Source organism: Streptomyces laculatispora (assembly GCF_017353455.1).
GTDB lineage: Bacteria > Actinomycetota > Actinomycetes > Streptomycetales > Streptomycetaceae > Streptomyces > Streptomyces laculatispora.
On sequence record NZ_JAFMPZ010000170.1, the window covers coordinates 1 to 24,412 of the forward strand.

Below are 24,412 nucleotides of genomic sequence, written 5' to 3' on the forward strand. Positions count from 1 at the left end.
TCGGCGGAGGCCTCGGCCAACCTCGTGGTGCTGCGCACGCCTCCGGGCGCCGCCCAGTTCCTCGCCTCGTCCATCGACCAGGCCGAACTGCACGACATCCTCGGCACCATCGCCGGTGACGACACACTGATGCTGATCAGCCGCGACCCGGCGGGCGGACAGGCGCTCGCCGACCATCTGCTGCGGCTCGCACAGAACGACCGCTGACGGTCAGTAACGCGTGATCGCGGTCGGGCCCGAGCGGGTTCCGATCGCGAGGTGCGGATGACGGGCCGGATCGGCCCAGGCCAGGATCCGGTCCATCGCGACCGCCGGTACGGAGACGCAACCGGCGGTCGCGCCCCGCCCGTTGACGTGCAGAAAGATCCCGGCTCCCCGCCCGCGCACCGGACGGTGGTAGTTGAACCCCACGACCAGCGCACGGACGTACTGCGCCGGATACGTGATCAGCCGCTCGGCCTCGGAGGGCCGGCAGTCGGCGGGCCGCGGCTCCACCCACCGGTTGTACGCCCGCGCCGCGTTGTCCTGACACCACCAGGACCCCTTGTGGACCCGGCGGTAGGAGTAGCGGGTGCCGGGCCGGGCCGCCGCCACCCCGAAGGCGTACGGCAGGTCGTACAGCCCGGTGGGCGTGGTGTCGGTGCCCTGCTTGCGCGACGCACCCTCGGTCAGCCCGTTCGCCCCGAACCGGGCGGGCGCCGTGCCGGCCGCCACCCAGCGTCCGGAGCGCCTGCTCCACCAGGTGACCGTGCCCGTGGTGGCCCCCGTGGCGGAGGCCTCGGCCGTGATCAGCTGGGAGCCGCCACCCGTGTCGGCCAGCCGCTGCGGCAGCGGCTGGGCCGCCGGGGGCCGGGCCCCGGTCAGGCCGGCGAGGGCGAGCAGTACCGAACCGGTCACCAGACATCTGCGCATGTCCCGGACCGTAGTCCGGCCCGTACGGCACCACCTGCGCACCTGCTCCGTACGGCCCAACCGCTCACCGCGCGGGCGGCATGGCGGGCAGCGGGAGCGGCAGCCCCGGCAGCCCGTCGATGCTGGTGGCGACGTGCTCCTTCTTCTCGAAGTAGGCGCTGAGCGAGGCGTCGTCCTCACGCGCGAAGCGCTGGGCATGCAGCGACCGGTCCTCGTCGTACGACATGTTGGGGACCGCGTATCCGCAGGTGTCCCGGATCAGTTCCGCCGTCACCACGATGATCGCGCGCAGCCCGTGCCGGGTGTGGTCCACCTCGCCGAACCGTCCGAGCAGAGCGGGGAAGCGGGGGTCGTCACGGAGGACCGGCTCGCCGCGGCCGTGCACCCGCACGATGTTCGGCGGACCCTGGAAGGCGCACCACATCAGGGTGATGCGGCCGTTCTCGCGGAGATGCGCCACGGTCTCCGCATTGCTCCCGGCGAAGTCCAGGTACGCCACCCGCAGCTCGTCGAGAACCACGAAGGAACCGCTGACACCCTTCGGGGAGAGGTTGACCGTGCCGTCGCCGTCCAGTGGCGCGGTCGCCGTGAAGAAGATGTGCTGTTCCTCGATGAAGGTCCGCAGCCGTCCGTCGATGCGTGCGTATGTCTTTCCCATGTGTTCGAGTATCTGCTCCGGTTGCCGGGGGAGCGGGGGGATTCCAGCCGGTGGGACAGGTACGGCCGGCCCCGGGCCAGTCGTTCCGCCGCCGCGTGGTCCGTGGCCATGGCTGCCCCTCCCGTGTGTGCCTGCCGGCGATGCCGGCCCCCGTACGCGGCTGCGGGAGCTCGATGAGAACCGCACGATGCGGCGATGAGTTTTCCCGGCCCGGCCGGTCTACCGTTCGTCAAGTGATCAGAGAGCGCGAAGCAGGAGGAGCGACATGAGCCAGTTGCTGCGGGTCCAGAACTTCACCGTCTCGAGTGACGGGTTCGGCGCCGGTGAGGGCCAGAGCCTCGAGAAGCCGTTCGGCCATGCCGATCCGGGGAACTTGCTCGCCTGGGCCTTTGCCACCGACCACCCACCCATCAAGCGCTCCGAACCCGGTGGCCGAGGTCTGGACGACTACTTCACGCGGGACTACGCCCGCAACATCGGCGCCGAGATCATGGGCCGCAACAAGTTCGGTCCGCAGCGAGGGCCCTGGCAGGACCACGAGTGGCAGGGATGGTGGGGTGACGAGCCCCCGTTCCACACGCCGGTGTTCGTCATGACGCACCACAAGCGCCCGTCGTTCACGCTCTCCGACACCACGTTCCACTTCGTCGACGGCGACCCGGCCGCGGTGCTCGCCCAGGCGAAGGAGGCGGCGCAGGGCCAGGACGTCCGGCTTGGCGGTGGGGCCACAATCATCCGGGAGTTCCTCGAGGCCGACCTCGTCGACACCCTGCATGTCGCGGTCTCGCCGACAGAGCTCGGCTCCGGGGCCCGGCTGTGGGAGTCCCCCGATGAGCTGCTCGACCGGTTCCACCAGGACGTCGTGCCCAGCCCGAGCGGCGTGACGCACCACCTGTTCTGGCGGAAGTGAGGCCGGACCAGCCGGCCGGCGCGCGGGTTCCGTCACCGGCGCCCGCGGCATGGCCGCCGCCCAGCGGCGTCCAGCCAGGGAGTATCGGCGCCACGGGCGCCATCCACGCGCCCCTCACCTGCAACTTTGACAAACCATACGGAGGAGCGCATAGTTATACCTACGAGTGATCGCACCGTGAGGAGAATCCCGTGACTGAGCGCGTTGTACTCGCCTACTCGGGCGGCCTGGACACCTCCGTCGCCATCGGCTGGATCGCCGAGGAGACGGGCGCCGAGGTCATCGCCGTCGCAGTGGACGTCGGCCAGGGCGGCGAGGACCTGGACATCATCCGCAAGCGCGCGCTCGCCTGCGGTGCGGTCGAGGCCGAGGTCGCTGACGCCAGGGATGAGTTCGCCGAGGAGTACTGCCTCCCGGCGATCAAGGCCAACGCCCTCTACATGGACCGCTACCCACTGGTCTCGGCGCTCTCCCGGCCGGCCATCGTCAAGCACCTGGTGGCCGCCGCGAACAAGCACGGCGCGAGCGTCGTCGCCCACGGCTGCACCGGCAAGGGCAACGACCAGGTCCGCTTCGAGGCCGGTATCTCCACGCTCGGCCCCGATCTGAAGTGCATCGCCCCGGTCCGCGACTACGCGATGACCCGGGACAAGGCGATCGCCTTCTGCGAGGAGAAGGACCTCCCGATCGCGACCACCAAGAAGTCCCCGTACTCCATTGACCAGAACGTCTTCGGGCGCGCGGTCGAGACGGGCTTCCTGGAGGACATCTGGAACGCGCCGATCGAGGACATCTACGAGTACACCGCGAACCCGGCCACCCCGCGCGAGGCCGACGAGGTCGTCATCTCCTTCAAGGAGGGGGTGCCGGTCGCACTCGACGGCAAGCCCGTCACCGTGCTCCAGGCCATCCAGCAGCTCAACGAGCGGGCCGGCGGCCAGGGCATCGGCCGGATCGACATGGTCGAGGACCGGCTCGTGGGCATCAAGTCCCGCGAGGTGTACGAGGCGCCGGGCGCGATCGCGCTGATCACCGCCCACCAGGAGCTGGAGAACGTCACCGTCGAGCGCGAACTGGCCCGCTACAAGCGGCAGGTCGAGCAGCGCTGGGGCGAGATGGTCTACGACGGCCTGTGGTTCTCCCCGCTCAAGCGCGCTCTGGACGGCTTCATCAACGAGGCCAACCAGCACGTCACCGGCGATGTCCGGATGACCCTGCACGCCGGTCGCGCCGTCGTCACCGGCCGGAAGTCCAGCGAGTCGCTGTACGACTTCAACCTCGCCACGTACGACTCCGGCGACACCTTCGACCAGTCCAAGGCGCAGGGCTTCATCGAGATCTTCGGCCTCTCGTCGAAGATCGCCGCCAAGCGTGACCTGGCCTGACCCCTCCCCGTTACGTCACCGCCTCCCCGGCCGCCCGAGCGGGGAGGCGGTCGCACATCCACCCCCTTGTTCTTCCGAGGAGCACGCAGTGAGCAACGGCAACGGCAACAGCGACGTACGCCTCTGGGGCGCCCGTTTCGCCGACGGTCCGGCCGAGGCGCTGGCCAAGCTGTCCGCGTCCGTCCACTTCGACTGGCGCCTCGCGCCGTACGACATCGCCGGCTCCCGTGCCCACGCGCGTGTCCTCAACAAGGCGGGCCTGCTCACCGAGGACGAGCTGAAGCGGATGACCGCCGGCCTCGACCAGCTGGAGGCGGACGTCGCCGACGGTTCGTTCACCGGCACCATCGCCGACGAGGACGTCCACACCGCCCTTGAGCGCGGTCTGCTGGAGCGGCTCGGCCCCGACCTCGGCGGCAAGCTGCGGGCCGGACGCTCCCGCAACGACCAGATCGCCACGCTCTTCCGGATGTACCTGCGCGACCACGCCCGGATCATCGGCGGCCTCGTCGCCGAGCTGCAGGACGCCCTGGTCGGCCTCGCCGAGGCCCACCCGGACGTGGCCATGCCCGGCCGTACACACCTCCAGCACGCCCAGCCGGTGCTCTTCGCCCACCACATCCTGGCCCATGTGCAGCCCCTGTCCCGGGACGCCGAGCGGCTGCGCCAGTGGGACGAGCGGACCGCCGTCTCGCCGTACGGCTCGGGCGCGCTCGCCGGTTCGTCGCTCGGCCTCGACCCGGAGGCGGTCGCCGCCGACCTCGGCTTCGAGCGCGGGTCGGTGGCCAACTCCATCGACGGCACGGCCTCGCGGGACTTCGTCGCCGAGTTCGCGTTCATCACCGCGATGATCGGCATCAACCTCTCCCGGATCGCCGAGGAGATCATCATCTGGAACACGAAGGAGTTCTCCTTCGTCACCCTCCACGACGCGTTCTCCACCGGCTCCTCGATCATGCCGCAGAAGAAGAACCCCGACATCGCCGAACTGGCGCGGGGCAAGTCGGGACGGCTCATCGGCAACCTCACCGGACTGATGGCCACGCTGAAGGCCCTGCCGCTCGCGTACAACCGCGACCTCCAGGAGGACAAGGAGCCGGTCTTCGACTCCTGCGACCAGCTCGAAGTCCTGCTGCCCGCCTTCACCGGCATGATGGCCACGCTCACCGTCAACCGCGAGCGCATGGAGGAGCTGGCCCCGGCCGGTTTCTCGCTCGCCACCGACATCGCCGAGTGGCTGGTCAAGCAGGGTGTGCCGTTCCGCGTCGCCCACGAGGTCGCCGGCGAGTGCGTGAAGGAGTGCGAGCGGCACGGCATCGAGCTCGACGAGCTGACCGACGAGCAGTTCGCGAAGATCTCCGAGCACCTCACCCCCGAGGTCCGCACGGTCCTCGACGTGGCCGGCGCGCTGGCCTCCCGCAACGGCCGCGGCGGCACGGCGCCCTCCGCGGTCGCCGTCCAGCTGGCCGAGGTCAAGGCGGACCTCGCCACGCAGCACGCCTGGGCGACGGCCACCAGGTAGCCGACCGGCATCGCGGGCTACGTTGGGTCATAGGGCCTGTCCGGCGGACCGGTTCCGGGCAGGCGCTGCGGCCTGCCCGGCGGATCGCGGCCGGACGGACCCAGGCTGCGTTCCCCACCGACCACGAGGAGCCCGCGATGCCCTTCGCCCGACTGGCCAGCACCACCACTGCGACCGCCCACATCGGGCTCGGCCTGGCAGCGGTCGGCAGGCCCGGCTACATCAATCTCCACCGCGACCGCGACCTGCCCGACGAGCGCACCGCCGACGCCCTGCGCTCCCGCACGCACGAACTGCTCGACGCCGCCTACGCACAGGGCGTCCGCTACTTCGACGCGGCCCGCTCCTACGGCCGCTCCGAGGAGTTCCTCGCCGACTGGCTGACGGCCCGGCCCGAGGTGCGTGACGTCGTCATCGGGAGCAAGTGGGGCTACACCTACACCGCCGACTGGAACGTCGACGCCGAGGCGCACGAGGTCAAGGACCACAGCCTCGCCGCCTACGAGCGCCAGCGCGCCGAGACCGCCGCGCTGCTCGGCGACCGGCTCGACCTCTACCAGATCCACTCCGTCACCGCGGACAGCCCGGCCCTGACGGACAAGGAACTGCACGCCCGCCTCGCCGCGCTCGCCGCCGAAGGAGTGAGCGTCGGCCTCTCCACGAGCGGGCCCGCGCAGGCAGACGCCATCCGGGCCGCCCTCGCCGTCACGGTCGACGGCGAGCCCCTCTTCCGTACGGTCCAGGCCACCTACAACGCACTGGAGACCTCGGCCGGACCAGCACTGGCCGACGCCCACGCCGCCGGACTCACCGTGATCGTCAAGGAGGCCATGGCCAACGGCCGGCTCGCGGGCACGGAGGCCCCCGCCGTGGTGCGGGAGATCGCCACCGAGGAGGGGCTGGGCAGCGACGCGGTGGCCCTGGCGCTGGTGCTGCACCAGCCGTGGGCCGGGGTCGTGCTCTCCGGCGCCGCGACCGTCACCCAGCTCGCCGGCAACCTCCACGCGGCCGTCCTCGGCCTCGACGAGGAGCGGCGCGGCCGGCTGGACGCGTTGGTGGAGGAGCCGGAGGCGTACTGGCGGCACCGCGCGTCGCTGCCGTGGAGCTGAGCCGCCCGGCGGAGCGGGTCCGGGCACGGCGGTCGCGTCCGACGGGTTCGCCGCGTCCGGGCCGCGCCCTTCGACGGCATGGCCCGCACCGTGGACCACGCCCCGGCCGGGAGCGGACGAACACGCGCTCCCGGCGTCAGGGGCTGGTGAGGATGACGAGTTGCTGGGTCGCCCGGGTCATGGCGACATAGCGGTCGACCGCTCCTTCGATGCCCTCGCCGAACGTCTCCGGGTCGATGAGGACGACCAGGTCGAACTCGAGCCCCTTGGTCAGCTCCGGGGCGAGCGACCGGACCCGGGGCGTCGACCGGAACGTGGGGTCGCCGACGACGCAGGCGATCCCGTCGGCGTGCGCGGCGAGCCAGGTGTCCAGCACCCGGCCCAGGTCCGCGGCGCAACCGTGCGCGACGGGGAGCCCGCTGCTGCGGACGGAGGCCGGCACATTGGCGTCCGGGAGCACGGCCCGGATGACCGGCTCGGCCTCCGCCATGATTTCCTCCGGCGTCCGGTAGTTGATGCTCAGGGAGGCCAGGTTGATCCGGTCGAGCCCGATCCGCCTCAGCCGTTCCTGCCAGGACTCGGTGAACCCGTGCCGGGCCTGGGCACGGTCCCCGACGATGGTGAAGCTCCCGGACGGGCAACGGATCAGCAGCATCTGCCACTCCGCGTCGGTCAGCTCCTGGGCCTCGTCCACGACGATGTGCGCGAACGGGCCGGCGAGCAGGTCCGGTTCGGTGCCGGGCGCCCCGCTGTCGTCGACCAGGGCCTCCTGGAGGTCCTTTCCGTGCAGCATCGTCACCGCACCCTCACCGTCGTCGTCCGCCTGCAACAGGGTGTCGATGACCTTGTCCATGTGCTCGCGGTCGGCGGCGAGGGCGGCCTGGTGCCGCCGGCTGCGCCGTGACGCCTCGGGGTCGCCCAGCCGCTGCCGTGCCGCGTCCAGGAACGGCAGGTCGGACACCGTCCACGCCTGGGCGTCCTCCCGCTGGAGCCGCGACACCTCGTCGCGGCTGAGCCAGGGAGCGCACTTGCGCAGGTAGGCGGGGACCGACCAGAGATCCCCCACGACGTCGGCCGCTTCGAGCAGCGGCCACGCGCGGTCGAAGGTCGTGAGCAGCTCCCGGTTCCTCAGCAGTGACTTGCGGAGCACATCGTCCGAGACGTCGCCCTCGTGCTTGTCGACCAGGATCGTGAGCAGCTCGTCGCGGACCTGGTCGCGCGCCTCGTTGTGCGGAGTACCGGGTTCCGCCGCTTCGAACGCCACGGCCCAGTCGCCGACGGTGAGCTGGATGTCGGACCAGTGGGTCGTGACCGTCATCCCTTTGGTGGGCGGCTCCTCGTAGAACCGGGCGGCCGCGTCGATCGCCGCCACCAGATTCCTGGAGGACTTCAGCCGGGCCACCTCCGGGTCGGCCTCGGCCCCCGCCGCGGCTCCCTCGGTCACGAGGTCCCGCAGGGTGCACGTCTGCACGCCCTCCTCCCCGAGGCTGGGCAGGACGTCGGCGACGTAGCCCAGGTAGGGCTGGTGCGGACCGACGAAGAGCACGCCGCCCCGGCGGTGACCGAGACGGGGGTCGGAGTAGAGCAGGTAGGCGGAGCGGTGCAGGGCGACGACCGTCTTGCCCGTACCCGGACCCCCGTCGACGACGAGAGCGCCGCGGGACCCCGCGCGGATGATGGCGTCCTGGTCGGCCTGGATGGTGCCGAGTACGTCCCGCATCCGGGCCGACCGGTTGCTGCCCAGGCTGGCGATGAAGGCGGACTGGTCGTCGAGCGCGGCGTGCCCGGCGAACCCCTCCGAGGTGAACACCTCGTCCCAGTAGTCGCTGATCCGGCCGCGGGTCCAGCGATATCTGCGGCGGCTGGCCAGCCCCATCGGGTTGGCGTGGGTGGCTCCGAAGAACGGCTCGGCCGCGGGGGAGCGCCAGTCGATGAGCAGCCGACGGCCCGAGCTGTCCGTAAGACCGAGCCGTCCGATGTACAGGGGCTCGGGGTCGTCCGCCGCGACCATGTGCCCGAGGCACAGGTCGAGACCGAAGCGGCGCAGCGCACGCAGGCGGGCGGTCAGCCGGTGGATCTCCACGTCCCGGTCCATCGCCTGCCGGCCCGCACCGCCGGGTGTCCTGCGCTCGGCGGCGAGGCGCTCGGTCAGCTCGGCGATCGATTCGTCGAGGCACTCCGCGATGGCCGCGAAGTGCTCTTCGTCGCCGGCGATCAGCGCCGGGTCGGCCTTGGGGGAGAGGCGGTCGGGAAGGTCGAACGCGCTGGTGGTCAGGGGATTCACGTCATCAGCTCCGATCTGGGGCCGCTTGCAGTCGATGCGCGCAGCAGGGCGACTGGACCGGCGCGACGTACCTGGTGGCCACGACGGGCAGAGTTCCGTCTGCGGTGGACGCCGTGGCTGGTCGTCGGTTCGGGTCGCCAGGGTTTACGGGTTCTCGGGTACCTGGTCCTGGCTCGGTGGTTCCGGGCGGTTCACCCGGACCCGGGCAGGGGGCGCGGCGGCCTCCGGGAGCGCCGTCCGAGCGGGCCGGCGATCGACGCGGCCGCGTACCGGGGCAGCGGGGACGGCGGCTGCGCGCACACCCGCACCTGCGCGCCGAGTGCCCGCAACCGCACCGTGAGCCCAGGCAGCGGTTCGGCGTCCCCGCGGGATCCGCAGGCCGACAACAGCACACGCACTTCTTGACTCACCCATCTCCGCGAAAATCTGGTCTCGGCCGATGATTCTGCGCCATGACCCGGGTCTTGCCGCAAGCCCCCCCATGCGCTATAAGTTAAAAGTGGCAAGGAGTGGGTTCGTGCTCACGACCCTCCGGCCGGAGCCCGGCACACCCGGGGCTGACCGCCACGATACGGGGCCTTCGCCGGCTCTCCGCCCGCCCGTCGCCATGGCCGGATGACCGCCAGCCGGATCCCTCACCGCGCGAGCCGAATCCCCCTTCCTGCTGGGCGGCCGCCGACCTTGGGGAACGCGCCCGGGCGCCGGCTCGCGGTCCGGCCTCATGGATGTGCCGGCCCTCTGAGCTCCTGTTCGCCGAAGTGCGTGACACCGACGACCAGTTGAACGGCCGCCTCCTTTCCACCCGTCGGCGCATGGCGGCACCCCGGCCTGGCGGGGGTCCCGTCGGCCACCCGAATGAGACATTGATGTCTCGTGTGGGTTATTCTCGTCTCATGACTCTCGATCGTGAGCAGGTGCTGCGCAGCGCCGCCGCCCTGCTGACCCGTAAATCGACCGCCACCATGGACGAGGTCGCCAAGGCCGCGGGTATCGGCCGCGCCACCCTGCACCGGCACTTCGCCGGCCGGGACGCCCTGGTCAGGGCGCTGGAGAACCTGGGAATCCAGGAGTTCGAAGCGGCGATCGATGCCGCCGAGCTCGACCGGGGCACCTCGCAGGAGGCGCTGCGCCGCTTCGTCGCGGCCGTCGAACCGAGCGCCGGGCTTCTCTCCTTCCTCGTGTCCGAGAACCAGCTCTTCGAGGGCGACGAGCTGAACGAAGGGTGGGACCGGCTGGACGCCCGGGTCTCCGCCTTCTTCCGGCGCGGCCAGGAGCGCGGCGAAATCCGGATCGATCTGACCCCCGCCTGGCTGACCGAGGCCCTCTACGGGCTCATCGGCACCGGCGCCTGGGCCGTCCAGGTGGGCCGGGTGGCCGCACAGGACTTCCAGTACATGATCGTCGAGTTGCTGCTCGGCGGCGCACGCCGGAGCGTGGAGCAATGAGCAGCATGGAACAGCACCCGGAGCCCCCGACCGAGCTGCGCCGCCCCGGGCGGTGGGTCGCGCTGTCCGTGCTCGTACTCGCAGTGCTGCTGGTGGCCATCGACGCGACCGTGCTCGGCCTGGCGACCCCGTTCCTCAGCGAGGACCTGGAGCCCACCGGCACCCAGCTGCTCTGGATCGGTGACGTCTACTCCTTCGTCATCGCCGGACTCCTGGTCTCCATGGGCAGCCTCGGTGACCGCATCGGCCGCAAGAAGCTGCTGCTCTGCGGAGCCACCGCCTTCGGCCTGGTCTCGGTGCTCTGCGCCTACGCGCAGAGCGCCGAGATGATGATCCTGGCGCGGGCCCTGCTGGGCGTCGCCGGCGCCACTCTGATGCCGTCCACCCTCGCCCTGATCCGCAACATCTTCCACGACGCGCGCGAACGGAGCCTCGCCATCGGCATCTGGGGGGCGATGGCCTCGGCGGGTGCGGCGGTCGGCCCCGTCGTCGGCGGCTTCCTTCTGGAGCACTTCTGGTGGGGCTCGGTCTTCCTGATCAACCTGCCGGTCATGGCGGTGCTCGTCGTCGTCGGGATCAAGCTGATCCCCGAGTCGAAGAACCCCGCGCCCGGCCCGTGGGACGTGGTCAGCGTCGGCCTCTCGCTCGTCGGCATGATCGGAGTCGTGTACGCCATCAAGGAGCTGGCGGCGCACGGAGGGAGCTGGCCGGTCGCGCTCGCGGGCATCGGGGGAGCGGTCGCGCTCGTCTGGTTCGTACGCCGTCAGTTCCGGCTCCCCGCGCCGCTGCTGGACATGCGGCTCTTCCACCACCGGGGCTTCTCCGGCGCGGTGCTCGCCGATCTGCTGACCATCCTCGGGCTGTCCGGCCTGGTCTTCTTCCTCTCCCAGTTCCTGCAACTGGTCCAGGGGCGCGGACCGCTGGAGGCGGGACTCGCCGAACTGCCCGCGGCCGTCGGCGCGGTCACCGCGGGCCTGCTGGCCGGAGTCGTCGCCCGCCGCTTCTCGGTACGGTCCGTGGTGGCCGGGGGCCTCGCGGCGATCGGCCTGTCGCTGGCCGCGGTCGCCGCGATCCACAAGGACACCGCCTATCCGCTGATCGGCGCTCTCCTGCTGGTCGTGGGCGTGGGCGCGGGCTTCGCCTTCACGGTGACCTCCGACGTGATCCTCTCCAGCGTCCCGAAGGAGCACGCGGGCTCCGCGTCCGCGGTCTCCGAGACGGCGTACGAGCTCGGAGCCGCTCTCGGCATCGCCCTGCTCGGCTCCATCGTCACCGGGGTCTACCAGGACTTCGCCACTCCGGCGGGGGTACCGGCTCCCACCTCGTCGGCCGCCCACGAATCACTGGGCGGCGCCGTCGAAGCGGCCAAGACGCTCACGGAGCAGCAGGGGACCGCCCTGGTCTCCGCCGCCCAGGACGCGTTCGTCGAGGGGCTGCGGCTCGCCTCGGCCGTCGGCGCGGCCGTCCTGCTGGCGACGGCGGTCGCGGCCTGGTTCCTGCTGCGCGGCCAGGAGCTTGAGGAAGGCATCGTGCACGACTAGGGCGGGTCCGCATACGTCCCGCCCGGCCCGGCCGCCCCTGGGCCGGACGGGTGGAACCGATACATGGAAGGGCCCGTACCCCCAACCGGGGTACGGGCCCTTCCACATGTCCTCGACGCGTTGCTCCGCGTCGGCTCAGGCGGCCTTGGCCTTCGTCGCATACATGTCGACGTACTCCTGGCCGGACAGCCGCATCACCTCGGCCATCACGGAGTCCGTCACCGCCCGCAGCACATAGCGGTCGCGGTCCATGCCCTCGTAGCGCGAGAACTCCATCGGCTCACCGAAACGGACCGTGACCTTGCCCGGCCGGGGCACACCGGAGCCGCCCGGCTGGAGCTTGTCCGTACCGATCATCGCGAACGGCACGACCGGCGCACCCGTCATCAGCGTCAGCCGCGCGATGCCCGTACGGCCCCGGTAGAGACGGCCGTCGGGGGAGCGGGTCCCCTCCGGATAGATCGCGAAGGCCTTGCCCTCCTCCAGCACCCGACGGCCCGTCATCAGCGCCGCGACACCACCGCGGCCGCCGTCCCGGTCCACCGGGATCATGCCGACGCCCGTGAAGAACCAGGCCATCAGGCGGCCCTTGAGACCCTTGCCCGTGACGTACGCGTCCTTGCCGATGAAGAACACCGGACGGTCGCAGCAGATCGGCATGATCATCGAGTCGATGAACGTGAGGTGGTTTCCCGCGAGGATCACCGGCCCGGATCCCGGAATGTTCTCGATGCCCTCCATCCGCGGCCGGAACATCAGGCGCAGGATCGGTCCGAGCACTGCCTTGATGAGTGCGAGTCGGGACAACGGTTCCTCCGGTGTAGTGGCCGGGCCGGCCGAGCGACGGATTGAGCGGTCCATGCAGGTGAGGACGATACTCGCGGGTACTCGCTGATCGCACATCGGGTACACGCGGTGGATACACAGTGTTGACGTGTGTTTGCGCCATGTTGGTCCAGCTGCCGCCGTCCGGACCGCCGCGCTGCCTACGCTCGGGCCTCGCTCGACAGGTGCGGGACATCATATGCGAGGAGCATTCATGACAGAGCGTGTGCAGGCCATTCCCGGACGACGGGCCGTCATGGGCGTGGGAGCCGCGGTACTCGGTACCGCGGCCATCGGCCTGACCGGCACGGCGCGGGCCGCCGGGACCACCGCGGAACGGTCCGGCGGCCACGGCGGTTCCGGACACCGCCTCGACCTGCCGGTGCCGACCGTCATCGGGCACCGGGGCACCAGCGGATACCGTCCCGAACACACGCTCGGCTCGTACCAGCTGGCCCTCGACATGGGCGCGCACATCATCGAGCAGGACCTGGTGCCGACCAGGGACGGCCACCTCGTCTGCCGTCACGAGAACGACATCACCGCCACCACCGACGTCTCCGCCCACCCCGAGTTCGCGAGCCGCAGGACCACGAAGACGGTCGACGGCGTCCCGCTCACCGGCTGGTTCACCGAGGACTTCACCCTCGCCGAACTGAAGACGCTGCGCGCCAAGGAGCGCATCCCGGGCAACCGCCAGAAGAACACCCTGTACGACGGCCGCTGGGAGATCCCCACCTTCGAGGAGGTCCTGCGCTGGGCCGACCGCGAGGGCCGCAGGCGCGGAAAGCCGGTCTGGCTGTACGTCGAGACCAAGCACCCCACCTACTTCCGCGGCCTCGGCCTCGGGCTGGAGGAACGGCTCGTCAAGCTGCTGCGCCGCTACAACCGCCACCGCGCGCAGTCGCCGCTCATCCTCCAGTCCTTCGAGCCCAGCAGCATCCAGCGGCTGTCGAAGCTCGTCGCCACTCCGCGCGTCGTCCTGCTCTCGGGCGCCGGGACCCAGCCGTGGGACTTCAAGGCGAGCGGAGACTCGCGCACCACCGACGACCTGGTGAAGCCCGCGGGCCTGAAGTGGATGGCGTCCTTCGCCCAGGGCATCGGCCCCACCCTGGACCTGATCATCCCCAAGGACGGCTCCGGCAGGCTCGCCGAGCCCACCACCCTGGTGCGCGACGCGCACGCCCAGGGGCTGATCCTGCACCCGTACACGATGCGCAACGAGAACACCTTCCTGCCCGCCGACTTCCGGCGCGGTACGGACCCCAACGCGTACGGCGACGCGTTCGGCGCCTTCGCCGCGTACTTCGCGACGGGCATCGACGGGATCTTCTCCGACAACCCGGACACGGCGCTGCTCGCGGCGGCGGACTTCGCGGGTAAGTAGCGCGCCCGCCCCGGCCGATGGCCGTCGGGGCACGGTCCCGTCAGCACCCGGCCGGGTCGTGCCCCGGTCGGGTGATGCTCGACCGGTTCGGCAACCGGTCGGCGCGGAAGCGCGTCGGGTGGGTGCATGACGCTTCTCGATCTTCCCGCGGTGCTGCCCCCGCCGGCCCCGGCGGCCGTCGTCCGGACCCTGTATCCGCTGGTCAGCGCCGAGGCCGGCGCCGAAGCGGCGGCCTCGGCCACCGGCGCCGCCGTCGACCCCGCCGACCTCGAACAGGCCGTCTGGCTACGTCTGCTGGAGCGGCTGCCGGAGCAGGGGCCGCCGGCCGACGCCGCCCGCTGGGTGCGGGACACCGTGCGGGGGGAGGCCCGCCGGGCCCGCCGCACCGCCCGGCACGAACGGCCCTACCGTGACGAGACCGCCCCCGATCCGGCCGGCTGCCCCGAGCGGGCGTTCGCCGGCGCCGACGAACGCCGGGTGCTGCGCGCGGCGGTGGACCGGCTCCCCGCCCGCTGCGCACGCCTGCTGAGCGCGATGCTCGCCCCGAGCGATCCCACCTACCGTGAGATCGCAGGGGAGTTGGGTATGTCACAGGGGAGTTTGGGCCCGATCCGTTCCCGATGCCTTGGATGTCTGCGCAGAATGCTGGCGGCGGAGGTTGTAGCTCCTGAACTGCGGGGAAAGGAGCGGTAGACAACCGGCGGATCAGATGAGCGGGAGGCGTGCGCGGATGGGCATGAGCGTGATCATCTCGGCGGCAGACACACAGGACGCCGAGCAGATCTTGAAACTCCAGTACCTCTGTTTTCAGAGTGAGGCGGAGCTGTACGGGAACTACCGGATCGACCCGCTCGTCCAGACCCTCGACTCGCTGCGCGCCGAAATCGCCACGGCCCTGGTGTTCGTGGCCCGGCTCGGTGAGGAAGTCGTCGGTTCGGTACGGGGATCAGCGGATCAGGACGGCATCGGGCAGATCGGGCGGCTCTGCGTCCACCCCAGGCTCCAGGGGCACGGTCTGGGCGCCCGGCTGCTGCGGGCGGCGGAGTCCGGCCTCGCGGGCCAGCGGTCGGCCACCCGCTTCCGGCTGCACACCGGACACCTCAGCGAGAGCAACCTGCGGCTCTACCGCCGGGCCGGCTACGCCCCCGTGGGTAACGCCACCGGCCAGGACGGCGTGCGGATGATCCTGCTGGAGAAGGAGGCCTCGGCCGCCGCGTACGTGACCAGCGCCTGACTCCGTCCGGCGGCTACGCGGTCCTCGCGCGGCGCAGCCAGATCATCCCGGTGACCGGCAGGATCACCGGGATGAGCAGGTAGCCCGCGCCGAAGTCCGACCAGACGGTGGCGTCCGCGAACGCGGACGGGTCGGCCAGCGTCCACGTACCCACGATCAGTACCCCGGCGAGCTCGGCGGCGCAGCACACCAGCGCCGTCCTGCGCGCCTTCTCCCCGCCGCGCACCAGTGAATAGGTGATGAAGCCGTAGACGAGCGCGGCGACGGCCGACAGTACATAGGCGAGCGGCGCCTTCCCGAAGTCCAGGATCATCTGGACGATCGAACGGGACGCCGCCGCCACGGTGAACACGCCGTAGAACCAGACCAGTACCCGGCCCGGACCGGTGCCGAGGTCGAAGGGCTGCTTCTCGCCGGTGGCTGCCGCGGGGGTGCGATCGGTGTCGGTCACGGTCAGTTTCCCCAGATGTCGTAGAGCCGTACTTCGAGAACGGCCAGTACGACCGCGCCCGCCGCCACCGTCACCGAACCCCACCGGGTCCGCTCGCTCAGCGACAGGAACCCCGCCGCCGGTACGGCGAGGAAGGCCCCGATCAGATACGCGATGAAGATGGTCATGCCCTGCTCCGGCCGCTGGCCGCGGGCCATCTGCACGATCCCCACCACCAGCTGGGCCAGCGCGAGCAGCGAGACCACGGCCATCCCGATGAAGTGCCAGTCCTTGGTCGGCTGGTCCCGGTAGGCGGCGAATCCGCACCAGGCGGCGAGGGCGAGGGCGGCCACGCCGACCGCGATCGTCAGGGCGTCAAGCATGAGCCGAGGGTATTACGGGCGGGGCCGCCCGCCGCGTGCGCCCCCGTACCCGGACGACGGCGGCCGGTGAACACGAAGCCCCACGCCGCCGCCCTGCCGCACGAGCACCGTGGCCTTGGCCACAGACCGCGACCGGCCCGGACCGGTGGCCGACGGGATCACCGAGGGTCCAGACCCTGTATCGATGCAGGTCACAGCGTTGGGTCTGGAAATCGCGGTGGCCGCGAAGGACGGGATGAAACGTCATCCACGGTCGTCCGCTATTCGGACAACCGGTTCAGGCGGAACGTTACGTCTGTTTTACTTGGGACATGACCACGACGAGCAGCCGCATCCTTGCGACCGAGGCGATCACCACGCCCGGTGCTCGTTGTATGTGTCGAATGCGCGCCTTCTGAGGGCCCCCGCCTGAGCCTCGCGCCCCGAAGCGAGACCGAGCCCGAGCCGTCCGCACCCAGCGGAACGAGCCTGCCCCGGCACGCCGCCCCGCGGTCACGATCGCGCCGGGCCGTGCCGAGATCCCCGCTCGAAACGTCCGATCGAACGTCCGAACAGTCTCACCGGACGAATGCCCCGTGCCCGGCGGACACCGCGCCGCGCACTCGACAGTGACGGAAACCCCTGTGATCACCACTACGGGCCTCACGAAGGTCTACCAGTCGCGCGACCGTGAGACCACCGCTCTGGACGGCGTCGACCTGCATGTCCGCGAGGGCGAGGTGTACGGCGTCATCGGACAGAGCGGCGCCGGGAAATCATCCCTGATCCGCTGCGTCAACCTGCTGGAGCGCCCCACCTCGGGCACCGTGACCGTGGCCGGCCAGGACCTCACGGCCCTCGCGGGCCGGGGCCGCCGGGCAGGCAGGGAGCTGCGAGAGGCGCGCAGCCGCATCGGCATGGTCTTCCAGCACTTCAACCTGCTGGCCTCCCGCACCGTGCAGGGCAACGTCGAACTCCCGCTGGAGATCCTCGGCGTCGCCGGCCGCGAACGGTCCCGCAAGGCCCTCGAACTCCTCGACCTGGTCGGCCTCGCCGACAAGGCCAAGGCGTACCCCGGCCAGCTCTCCGGGGGCCAGAAGCAGCGCGTCGGCATCGCCCGCGCACTCGCCGGCGACCCCAAGGTGCTGCTCTCCGACGAGGCGACCTCGGCGCTGGACCCCGAGACCACCCGCTCCATCCTCCAGCTGCTGCGCGACCTCAACCAGCAGCTCGGCCTCACCGTCCTGCTCATCACGCACGAGATGGATGTCGTCAAGACGGTCTGCGACTCCGCCGCGCTGATGCGCAGGGGCCGCATCGTCGAGTCCGGCACCGTGGGCGAACTGCTCGCCACCCCCGGCTCCGAACTCGCCCATGAACTGTTCCCGGTCGGCGGCAGCGCCTCCGGCCCCGACCACACGGTCCTCGACGTCACCTTCCACGGCGAGGCCGCCGCCCGGCCGGTGATCTCGCAGCTCTCCCGCACGTACAACATCGACATCTCGATCCTGGGTGCCGCGATGGACACCGTCGGCGGCAAGCAGATCGGCCGGATGCGCATCGAGCTGCCCGGCCGGTTCGAGGAGAACGTCGTGCCCATCGGCTTCCTGCGCGAGCAGGGCCTGCAGGCCGAGCTCGTCGAGGACTCGGACGACACCGACTCCGCTCCCGCCCCCGCCCTGATTCCCGCACCGCTCACCAAGGAGGTGGCGAAGTGACCTGGTCCGAAATGCAGCCGCTGCTGACGCAGGGCACCGTCGACACCCTCTACATGGTGCTGTGGTCTGCGGTCGTCACCGTCCTGGTCGGACTGCCGCTCGGCGTCCTGCTCGTCCTCACCGACAAGGGCGGCCTGCTGCGGAACACCCCGGTGAACAAGGTCATCGGCGTGATCGTGAACATCGGCCGCTCGCTGCCGTTCATCATCCTGCTGATCGCCCTGATCCCCTTCACCACCTGGGTCGTCGGCACCTTCATCGGCCCGACCGCGATGATCGTGCCACTCGCCGTCGGGGCCATCCCGTTCTTCGCCCGGCTCGTCGAGACGGCGGTCCGCGAGGTCGACCACGGGCTCGTCGAGGCCGTCCAGTCCATGGGCGGATCCATCCCGACGATCGTCCGCAAGGTCCTGCTGCCGCAGGCGCTGCCGTCCCTCGTCTCCGGCGTCACCACCACCGTCATCGTGCTCATCGGCTACTCCGCGATGGCCGGCGCGGTCGGCGGCGAAGGGCTCGGCTCCAAGGCCGTCACCTACGGATTCCAGCGCTTCGACAACCAGTTCATGCTCATCACCGTCGCGCTGCTGATCGTCATCGTGACCGTGATCCAGCTGATCGGCGACGGTGCCGTACGCCTGCTGGCCCGCCGCGGCCGCACCACCTCCTGAGACTTCTCCTCCCCACAGCCCGCACTCCTTGTCCGGGCGTACCACCATCACCATCCGAAAGAGGCACTCTTCGTGCGCAAGAACATCAAGATCACCGCAGCTGCCGCCGCCACCGCCGCCCTCGCCTTCGGCCTCACCGCCTGCGGCACGGACTCCGACCCGGCGTCCAAGGGTGAGACCGGCGCCAAGGCCGACACCTCCAAGGCCCTCGTCGTCGCCGCGTCCCCGACGCCGCACGCCGACATCCTGAACTTCGTCAAGAAGAACCTGGCGGACAAGGCCGGTCTCAAGCTGGAGGTCAAGGAGTTCACGGACTACGTCCTGCCGAACACCGCCACCGAAACCGGCCAGGTCGACGCCAACTTCTTCCAGCACCAGCCCTACCTCGACGACTTCAACAAGAAGAACAACACCCATCTGGTCTCCGTCGGCACCGTGCACCTGGAGCCCCTCGGCCTCTACTCCAAGAAGGTCAAGGACCTGGGCGACATCAAGCCCGGCCAGACCATCGCCGTACCGAACGACACCACCAACGAGGGCCGCGCACTCCAGCTGCTCGCGGGCAACGGCCTGATCACCCTCAAGGACGGCGTCGGCACCAGCGCCAAGCTGAGCGACATCACCGACAAGAAGGGCCTCAAGTTCAAGGAGCTGGAGGCCGCAACCGTCCCCCGTGCCCTGAACGACGTCGACGCCGCCGTCATCAACGGCAACTACGCCATCGAGGCCAAGCTCAAGCCGGCCAAGGACGCCCTGGCGCTCGAAAAGGCCGACGGCAACCCGTACGCCAACATCGTCGCCGTGAAGAAGGGCAACGAGCAGGACGCCCGCGTCCAGAAGCTCGTGAAGCTCCTCCACTCCGACGAGGTCAAGAAGTTCCTCGAGGACAGCTACCAGGGGTCGGTCATCCCGGCCTTCGGTTCCGCAGCCAAGTCCTGACCCCCGCACGGCACTTGCCCGACGAGCCCCGCACACCCCGCCCGGGTGCGCGGGGCTCCGTCGTGCGGACCCGCCCATGCACAAGCCCCGCCCGATGCTGCATGCTGTGCCTTTACACGGTCTTCGGCATGGAGCTGCGCATGACTTCCACCTTTCCGGACATCTCCATCAGCACGGATCGGTTGGTGCTGCGCCCCTTCGACATGGCGGACGTCCCCGCGTACATCGAGATGATGAACGACGAACTCGTCACCGCCTGGACCGAGGCACCCCACCCCTACACCCAGGTCGACGCCGAACGCTGGGTCCGCAGGATCGCTCCCGCACAGCGCACCAAGGGCGACGGCATCGTCTTCGCCGTCACCGAGTTCCTCACCCAGCGCCTCGTCGGCTCGGTCCGGCTGCACAACACCGACTGGCGGACCCTGGCCACCGAGGCCGCCTACATCACCGCCCCCTGGGCGCGCGGCGAGGGATACGCCACCGAGTCCGTGCTGGCCCTCGCCCAGTGGCTCTTCCGCGACCAGGGCTTCGAGCGGATCGAGCTGCGCACCGCCGCCGACAACACCGCCTCCCAGCAGGTCGCCCAGAAGCTCGGCTGCATCAGCGAGGGAATCCTGCGCAACGCCCGCATAGCCCGCTCACAGACCGAGGACGGAGGATGGGCCGACATCAGAACCGATCTGATCGTCTGGGGCCTGCTCCCCGAGGACCTCGAGGGAGTCGCCGAGCAGCTCGCCGACGCCGGTGGATACGGTACGTACAACGACTGGAACTGACCCTTCCCCGGCTCGGCGCCCTACCGGCACGGACCGGGTGATCCCGCCGTGACCGCCCCGGGGGCGACCGGCCCCGCCTGCACCAACTCCAGGAGACTGACAACAGATGGCCGACCGGGTCACAGTGATCGGCTGGGACGGCTCACCACTGACCAGAGCTGCCACCGCCGCGCTCTCGGCCGCCACGCTCGTCGCCGGAGCCGCCCACCACCTCGCACTGCCCGAAGTACCGCAGGGCGCGGAACGGATCCGGCTCGGATCGATCGACCTGGCCGCCCGGCGGATCGCCGGCCACCGCGGCAGCGCCGTGGTCCTCGCCGACGGCGACCCGGGATTCTTCGGAGTCGTGCGCAGTCTGCGCGCCCGCGAACACGGCCTCGAAGTCGAAGTGGTGCCCGCCGTCTCCGCCGTCGCCACCGCCTTCGCCCGCGCCGGCATGCCGTGGGAGGACGCCCAGACCGTCGTCGCCCACCCCCGCACCCTGCGCCGCGCGGTGAACGTCTGCCGCGCCCACCACAAGGTCGCCGTCCTCACCTCGCCCGGCGCCGGACCTGCCGAACTCGCTCTGCTGCTCGAAGGCGTCCACCGCACGTTCGTCATCTGCGAGGAACTCGGCACCGCCCGCGAACAGGTCACCGTCGTCACCTCCGAGAAGGCCGCCGACCACGTCTGGCGCGACCCCAACGTCGTCATCGTCATCGGCGGCGGCCCCGAACAGCGGGCCGAGGGAACGTGGATCGCGGGCCGCCACCCCGCCTACCCCCAGGGCGTACGGGGCTGGGCGCTGCCCGCCGGTGCCTACCGGGGCGACGGCCGGAACTCCGCGGGGGAGAGCGGCGAGGGCGAGTCCCCGGGGCTGCGCGCCGCGCAACTCGCCCACCTCGGGCCCCGGACCGGCGACCTGGTCTGGGACATCGGCTCCGGCAGCGGCGCCCTGGCCGTGGAGGCGGCCCGGTTCGGCGCGGCGGTCCTGGCCGTGGACAGCGACCCGGACGCCTGCGCCCGCACCGCGACGGCGGCACGGGCCTTCGGGGTCCAGCTCCAGGTGGTCCAGGGCCGCGCCCCGCACGTGCTGGAACGACTTCCCGAGCCCGATGTCGTACGGATCGGCGGCGGCGGGGTCCCCGTCGTCACCGCCGTCGCCGACCGCAGGCCCGAGCGGATCGTGACCCATGCCTCGACCCGGGACGAGGCCGAGGCGCTGGGCGCCGCCCTCGCCGAGAACGGATACACGGCCGCCTGCTCGCTCCTGCAGTCCGTCGAACTCGACACGTCCGCATGGTCGGAGCGCGAACGCTCGGTCGTCTTCCTGCTGTCCGCACTGCGGTCGGACCTCGCCCCCTGACCCTGTCGGCACACGGCGGGAGGTAGGCTGGCCGATCGTTGCACCGCGCCCGGATCATCGTCGCTTCGTTCGTCAATGTCCGGAAAAGGGGACCGTTTTGGCCCTCGTTGTGGTACGGCAGAACCGGGGGACGCGCAACGTGGCGCAGTCCACAGCGAGCCGTGGCGAAATGAGCTGCCGCGGCGGCGAACGACCGCGAGAATGCAGTATGTCCGCGACCGATTCGTGCCGCGCGGCGCGCCCGCTCGTTCCATTGGACGAGCGCCTGTGTGCCGTGTTCGGGCGTTCCGGGCGAAGGGCCGAAGGAGCACTGACGATGGGCGAGGGGTACGCATGAGTGACACCGGCCAGATCCCGGGCGAGGGACTGCCGGAGAACGCAGGCATGGTGGAGCAGCCGGGCGTCCCCGCCCCGGATGCCTACACCTTCCTCGATCCCTCCGAGCACGCGTCCGAGGACGACGACCTTCTGCTGATGCCGAGCCCCCAGGGCGCGTGGAGCGAGCCTCAGGCCGCCCCGGTGCCCGGCCAGTTCCCGGACGGCGTGGCCGCGCAGGCCCCCCTGCCCGAGCAGGGCGCGTATCAGCCCCCGCCCGTCGCGCAGCACCGGTCCCGGCTGCCGGGCGACAACCCGGCGCAGGCTCAGGGCCCGGTACAGCCCCAGGGCCCGGTGCAACTCCAGGAGCAGCAGTTCCAGGCCCCGGTCCAGGTTCCGGCGTACGCCATGCAGGCGCCCGCCGAGCCGCTGCCGCAGACCGGCCAGGGGACCCATGAGTCCGGCGGCCGCGACTCGGGTGCCGTGGACCTCCGCGGCGTGCGCATCCCGTCGCCCGTCCCCGTGGCGGCGCAGGCCCAGGTGCCGGTGGCGCAGGCCCAGGCGCCCGTGCGCCGGCCGCTGCACCGCGGCCCGGCCTCGCCCGAGCCGGGCGCGGCCTACGGCGGTACGTCGGGCGGCGTGGTCCGCTCGCTCGCCGACCGGGGCCCGGCGGGCGCGCCGCAGGCCCAGGCGCCCGCACCGGCACCCTCGCCCGCACGGCACGCGGGACCGGTCACCGCCGAACCCGAGTACTTCGAGATGACGGCCGAGGAATCGGCCGCGCTGCCGGGCCCGCAGCTCGGCGAGATCCCGCCGCAGGGCGGGAACCAGTGGGCGGCCCAGGCGCCGCAGCAGGCCGCCGCGCCGGCCGTGGTGGAAGCGGAACCGGCGACGGCGGGGGCGCCGTCGGCAGAAACGGTCGTTCCGGAGACGGCAGCCGCCGAGCCCGTGCCGACGGTGCAGCCCGCAGAGCCTGCGGAGCCCGCAGCGGTCGTGCAGCCCGTCGAGCCCGCAGCGGTCGTGGCCGAGGAGCCCGCCCCCGTACCGGTGGTGGCCGAGATCGTGGCGGAGCCTGCGGTGGACGCCCCGTCGGAGACGGCAGCGGCACCGGTCGAGGTTGTCGTCGAGTCGGCGCCTGCTGAAGCGGCGCCGGTCGAGGCAGCACCCGTCGATGCGGCTCCGGCCGACGTGGCACCGGCCGAAGCGCCGCCGGTGGAGCCCGTGCCGGACGGCGCCTCCCTGGGCCGGTTCGTGCCGGTGCAGGGTTCGCTGCCGACCGCCCCGCACCTGGCCCCGACGCCCGTCGTCGAGCAGCCGGTGGAGCCCGAGACGGTCGTGGAGACCGCGCCCGAGCCCCAGGCGATCGCCATGGAGCCCGTGGCGGTCGAGGCGGCGGAGGTCGCCGAGACGGCAGAGATCACTGAGGCGGTCATCCCGGAACCCGCAGCCGAGCGGGAGACAGCGCCGGAGCCGGAGGCCGAGACGGGCCCCGAGGTCATCGAGACCCCGGATCTGACGGACAGCACCGAAACCGCCCCGGCACAGGTGCCGAAGGCCGAACAGGCCGAACAGGCCGAACAGGCCACCGGACCGGCTGAACCGGCCGTGCCGCAGAACGCCCCGGAGCCCGTGCAGCCGGAGCCCGTCCGGTCGCAGACCGTGGCGGAGCCCGTGAACGGCGCCCCGGCCGCGGACGCCCCCGAAGCGCCTGAAGCGCCTGAAGCGGCTGAAGTTCCGGAGGCCGAGGCCGCGGAGGCCGAAGAGGTGCTCGTCACCTCGCCGCCGGCCCCCGGCTACGACGACGCCGAGCGCGAGGCCGTACTGCGGGTCATGCGGGAACGCCGCGACATCCGCAACGGCTTCCGCGGCGACCCGATCCCGCACGAGGTCCTGCTGCGCGTCCTGGAAGCGGCGCACACCGCGCCCAGCGTCGGGCACTCGCAGCCCTGGGACTTCGTCGTCATCCGTTCCGCGGAGACCCGCCGTTCCATGCACGAACTGGCGCAGCGCCAGCGTGACGCGTACGCCAAGTCGCTCCCCAAGGCACGGGCCAAGCAGTTCAAGGAACTGAAGATCGAGGCGATCCTCGACACCCCGGTCAACATCGTCGTCACCGCCGACCCGACCCGCGGCGGCCGCCACACCCTGGGCCGGCACACCCAGCCGCAGATGGCCCCGTACTCCTCGGCGCTCGCCGTCGAGAACCTGTGGCTCGCCGCCCGCGCCGAGGGGCTCGGCGTCGGCTGGGTCAGCTTCTTCGACGAGCGCGAGATGGTCCGTTCCCTCGGCCTGCCCGAGCACCTCGAAGTCGTCGCGTACCTCTGCGTCGGCTACGTGGACGAGTTCCCGGAGGAGCCCGAGCTGATGCAGGCGGGCTGGTCCAAGCGCCGCCCGCTGTCGTGGGTCGTGCACGAGGAGACGTACGGCCGCCGCGCCCTGCCCGGCGAGGAGCCGCACGACCTGCTCCAGGAGACCATCTCCAACATCCGGCCGCTGGACGCCAAGGCGCTCGGCGAGGCGTGGGAGCGCCAGAAGCGGATGACCAAGCCGGCCGGTGCGCTCGGCATGCTGGAGATCATCTCGGCGCAGCTGTCCGGGCTCTCCCGGATGTGCCCGCCGCCGATCCCGGAGCCCGCGAGACAAG

Annotated in this window: 22 protein-coding genes; 16 read left to right on the forward strand and 6 right to left on the reverse strand. The window is 71.3% G+C overall.

Translation table 11 applies throughout. The features are described from left to right. A partial coding sequence (locus J1C73_RS09940) for an arginine repressor (RefSeq protein ID WP_504743142.1) occupies positions 1-207 on the forward strand: 207 nt, incomplete at its 5' end. Positions 208-210: 3 nt separating this feature from the next. Here the strand turns inward: J1C73_RS09940 and J1C73_RS09945 are convergent. Both J1C73_RS09945 and J1C73_RS09950 read right to left on the reverse strand, forming a co-directional pair. Beyond that, entirely contained in the window at positions 211-912 is a 702-nt protein-coding gene (locus tag J1C73_RS09945; protein ID WP_207316010.1) for a L,D-transpeptidase family protein, read from the reverse strand. Positions 913-976: 64 nt separating this feature from the next. Then, the gene (locus J1C73_RS09950) at positions 977-1,570 is read right to left on the reverse strand and encodes a pyridoxamine 5'-phosphate oxidase family protein (protein WP_123468520.1); all 594 of its coding nucleotides are present in this window, start codon (positions 1,568-1,570) and stop codon (positions 977-979) included. A gap of 265 nt (positions 1,571-1,835) precedes the next feature. On the opposite strand from J1C73_RS09950, the gene J1C73_RS09955 reads away from it, so the two are divergent. The 4 genes from J1C73_RS09955 (at position 1,836) to J1C73_RS09970 (ending at position 6,496) form a co-directional block, all read left to right on the forward strand. Continuing rightward, positions 1,836-2,480: a dihydrofolate reductase family protein gene (locus J1C73_RS09955; protein WP_207316011.1), complete on the forward strand. Its 645-nt coding sequence runs from the start codon at positions 1,836-1,838 to the stop codon at positions 2,478-2,480. A 191-nt stretch (positions 2,481-2,671) separates the two neighbouring features. After that, positions 2,672-3,865, forward strand: a complete 1,194-nt coding sequence (locus J1C73_RS09960; protein WP_207316012.1) for an argininosuccinate synthase — start codon at positions 2,672-2,674, stop codon at positions 3,863-3,865. Positions 3,866-3,953: 88 nt separating this feature from the next. Beyond that, positions 3,954-5,387: an argininosuccinate lyase gene (gene argH, locus J1C73_RS09965; RefSeq protein ID WP_207316013.1), complete on the forward strand. Its 1,434-nt coding sequence runs from the start codon at positions 3,954-3,956 to the stop codon at positions 5,385-5,387. A gap of 137 nt (positions 5,388-5,524) precedes the next feature. Further along, on the forward strand, positions 5,525-6,496 hold the full coding sequence (locus tag J1C73_RS09970) for an aldo/keto reductase (protein WP_207316014.1): 972 nt from the start codon (positions 5,525-5,527) through the stop codon (positions 6,494-6,496). 136 nt (positions 6,497-6,632) lie between these two features. Here J1C73_RS09970 and helR read toward each other — a convergent pair whose 3' ends face one another. Continuing rightward, positions 6,633-8,780, reverse strand: coding sequence for an RNA polymerase recycling motor ATPase HelR (gene helR, locus J1C73_RS09975; protein WP_207316015.1), 2,148 nt, complete (start codon positions 8,778-8,780; stop codon positions 6,633-6,635). An 893-nt stretch (positions 8,781-9,673) separates the two neighbouring features. Here helR and J1C73_RS09980 point away from each other — a divergent pair. Then, positions 9,674-10,225, forward strand: a complete 552-nt coding sequence (locus J1C73_RS09980; protein ID WP_207316016.1) for a TetR/AcrR family transcriptional regulator — start codon at positions 9,674-9,676, stop codon at positions 10,223-10,225. After that, positions 10,222-11,766 carry an MFS transporter gene (locus J1C73_RS09985; protein WP_207316017.1) on the forward strand — a complete coding sequence of 515 codons (1,545 nt, stop codon included), beginning with the start codon at positions 10,222-10,224 and terminating at the stop codon, positions 11,764-11,766. The genes J1C73_RS09980 and J1C73_RS09985 overlap by 4 nt, the downstream gene beginning before the upstream one ends. A 135-nt stretch (positions 11,767-11,901) precedes the next feature. On the opposite strand, the gene J1C73_RS09990 is transcribed toward J1C73_RS09985, so the two are convergent. Continuing rightward, positions 11,902-12,573: a lysophospholipid acyltransferase family protein gene (locus J1C73_RS09990; protein WP_123468502.1), complete on the reverse strand. Its 672-nt coding sequence runs from the start codon at positions 12,571-12,573 to the stop codon at positions 11,902-11,904. Between the two features lie 232 nt (positions 12,574-12,805). Between J1C73_RS09990 and J1C73_RS09995 the strand changes: the two genes are divergently transcribed. The 3 genes from J1C73_RS09995 (at position 12,806) to J1C73_RS10005 (ending at position 15,212) form a co-directional block, all read left to right on the forward strand. Next, the gene (locus J1C73_RS09995; RefSeq protein ID WP_207316018.1) at positions 12,806-13,978 is read left to right on the forward strand and encodes a glycerophosphodiester phosphodiesterase; all 1,173 of its coding nucleotides are present in this window, start codon (positions 12,806-12,808) and stop codon (positions 13,976-13,978) included. A gap of 126 nt (positions 13,979-14,104) precedes the next feature. Continuing rightward, on the forward strand, positions 14,105-14,671 hold the full coding sequence (locus J1C73_RS10000; protein ID WP_207316019.1) for a sigma-70 family RNA polymerase sigma factor: 567 nt from the start codon (positions 14,105-14,107) through the stop codon (positions 14,669-14,671). 37 nt (positions 14,672-14,708) lie between these two features. Next, positions 14,709-15,212 (forward strand): GNAT family N-acetyltransferase, encoded by a 504-nt coding sequence (locus J1C73_RS10005; RefSeq protein ID WP_207316025.1) that lies wholly within the window; start codon positions 14,709-14,711, stop codon positions 15,210-15,212. A gap of 13 nt (positions 15,213-15,225) precedes the next feature. On the opposite strand, the gene J1C73_RS10010 is transcribed toward J1C73_RS10005, so the two are convergent. Together J1C73_RS10010 and J1C73_RS10015 are read right to left on the reverse strand one after the other, a co-directional pair. Continuing rightward, the gene (locus tag J1C73_RS10010) at positions 15,226-15,663 is read right to left on the reverse strand and encodes a hypothetical protein (protein ID WP_123468494.1); all 438 of its coding nucleotides are present in this window, start codon (positions 15,661-15,663) and stop codon (positions 15,226-15,228) included. Positions 15,664-15,665: 2 nt separating this feature from the next. After that, complete coding sequence (locus J1C73_RS10015) at positions 15,666-16,025, reverse strand: hypothetical protein (RefSeq protein WP_123468492.1); 360 nt, start codon at positions 16,023-16,025, stop codon at positions 15,666-15,668. A gap of 623 nt (positions 16,026-16,648) precedes the next feature. Here J1C73_RS10015 and J1C73_RS10020 point away from each other — a divergent pair. The 6 genes from J1C73_RS10020 to bluB all read left to right on the forward strand — a co-directional run. Beyond that, on the forward strand, positions 16,649-17,722 hold the full coding sequence (locus J1C73_RS10020; RefSeq protein ID WP_207316020.1) for a methionine ABC transporter ATP-binding protein: 1,074 nt from the start codon (positions 16,649-16,651) through the stop codon (positions 17,720-17,722). Further along, entirely contained in the window at positions 17,719-18,390 is a 672-nt protein-coding gene (locus J1C73_RS10025; RefSeq protein WP_207316021.1) for a methionine ABC transporter permease, read from the forward strand. The genes J1C73_RS10020 and J1C73_RS10025 overlap by 4 nt, the downstream gene beginning before the upstream one ends. Before the next feature lie 72 nt (positions 18,391-18,462). After that, positions 18,463-19,329 (forward strand): MetQ/NlpA family ABC transporter substrate-binding protein, encoded by an 867-nt coding sequence (locus J1C73_RS10030; RefSeq protein ID WP_207316022.1) that lies wholly within the window; start codon positions 18,463-18,465, stop codon positions 19,327-19,329. Between the two features lie 101 nt (positions 19,330-19,430). After that, on the forward strand, positions 19,431-20,108 hold the full coding sequence (locus tag J1C73_RS10035; RefSeq protein WP_024488847.1) for a GNAT family N-acetyltransferase: 678 nt from the start codon (positions 19,431-19,433) through the stop codon (positions 20,106-20,108). A gap of 106 nt (positions 20,109-20,214) precedes the next feature. Continuing rightward, positions 20,215-21,453, forward strand: coding sequence for a precorrin-6y C5,15-methyltransferase (decarboxylating) subunit CbiE (cbiE, locus tag J1C73_RS10040; RefSeq protein WP_207316023.1), 1,239 nt, complete (start codon positions 20,215-20,217; stop codon positions 21,451-21,453). A 333-nt stretch (positions 21,454-21,786) separates the two neighbouring features. After that, on the forward strand, positions 21,787-24,412 hold a 2,626-nt coding region (bluB, locus tag J1C73_RS10045; RefSeq protein ID WP_207316024.1), incomplete at its 3' end, for a 5,6-dimethylbenzimidazole synthase.

Bases quoted from the DNA above. Each gene is read 5' to 3' on its own strand.
- J1C73_RS09945 (WP_207316010.1), bottom strand. From the start codon at position 912: ATGCGCAGATGTCTGGTGACCGGTTCGGTACTGCTCGCCCTCGCCGGC.
- J1C73_RS09950 (WP_123468520.1), bottom strand. From the start codon at position 1,570: ATGGGAAAGACATACGCACGCATCGACGGACGGCTGCGGACCTTCATC.
- J1C73_RS09955 (WP_207316011.1), top strand. From the start codon at position 1,836: ATGAGCCAGTTGCTGCGGGTCCAGAACTTCACCGTCTCGAGTGACGGG.
- J1C73_RS09970 (WP_207316014.1), top strand. From the start codon at position 5,525: ATGCCCTTCGCCCGACTGGCCAGCACCACCACTGCGACCGCCCACATC.
- J1C73_RS09980 (WP_207316016.1), top strand. From the start codon at position 9,674: ATGACTCTCGATCGTGAGCAGGTGCTGCGCAGCGCCGCCGCCCTGCTG.
- J1C73_RS09985 (WP_207316017.1), top strand. From the start codon at position 10,222: ATGAGCAGCATGGAACAGCACCCGGAGCCCCCGACCGAGCTGCGCCGC.
- J1C73_RS09995 (WP_207316018.1), top strand. From the start codon at position 12,806: ATGACAGAGCGTGTGCAGGCCATTCCCGGACGACGGGCCGTCATGGGC.
- J1C73_RS10000 (WP_207316019.1), top strand. From the start codon at position 14,105: ATGACGCTTCTCGATCTTCCCGCGGTGCTGCCCCCGCCGGCCCCGGCG.
- J1C73_RS10005 (WP_207316025.1), top strand. From the start codon at position 14,709: ATGGGCATGAGCGTGATCATCTCGGCGGCAGACACACAGGACGCCGAG.
- J1C73_RS10015 (WP_123468492.1), bottom strand. From the start codon at position 16,025: ATGCTTGACGCCCTGACGATCGCGGTCGGCGTGGCCGCCCTCGCCCTC.
- J1C73_RS10035 (WP_024488847.1), top strand. From the start codon at position 19,431: ATGCTGTGCCTTTACACGGTCTTCGGCATGGAGCTGCGCATGACTTCC.
- cbiE (WP_207316023.1), top strand. From the start codon at position 20,215: ATGGCCGACCGGGTCACAGTGATCGGCTGGGACGGCTCACCACTGACC.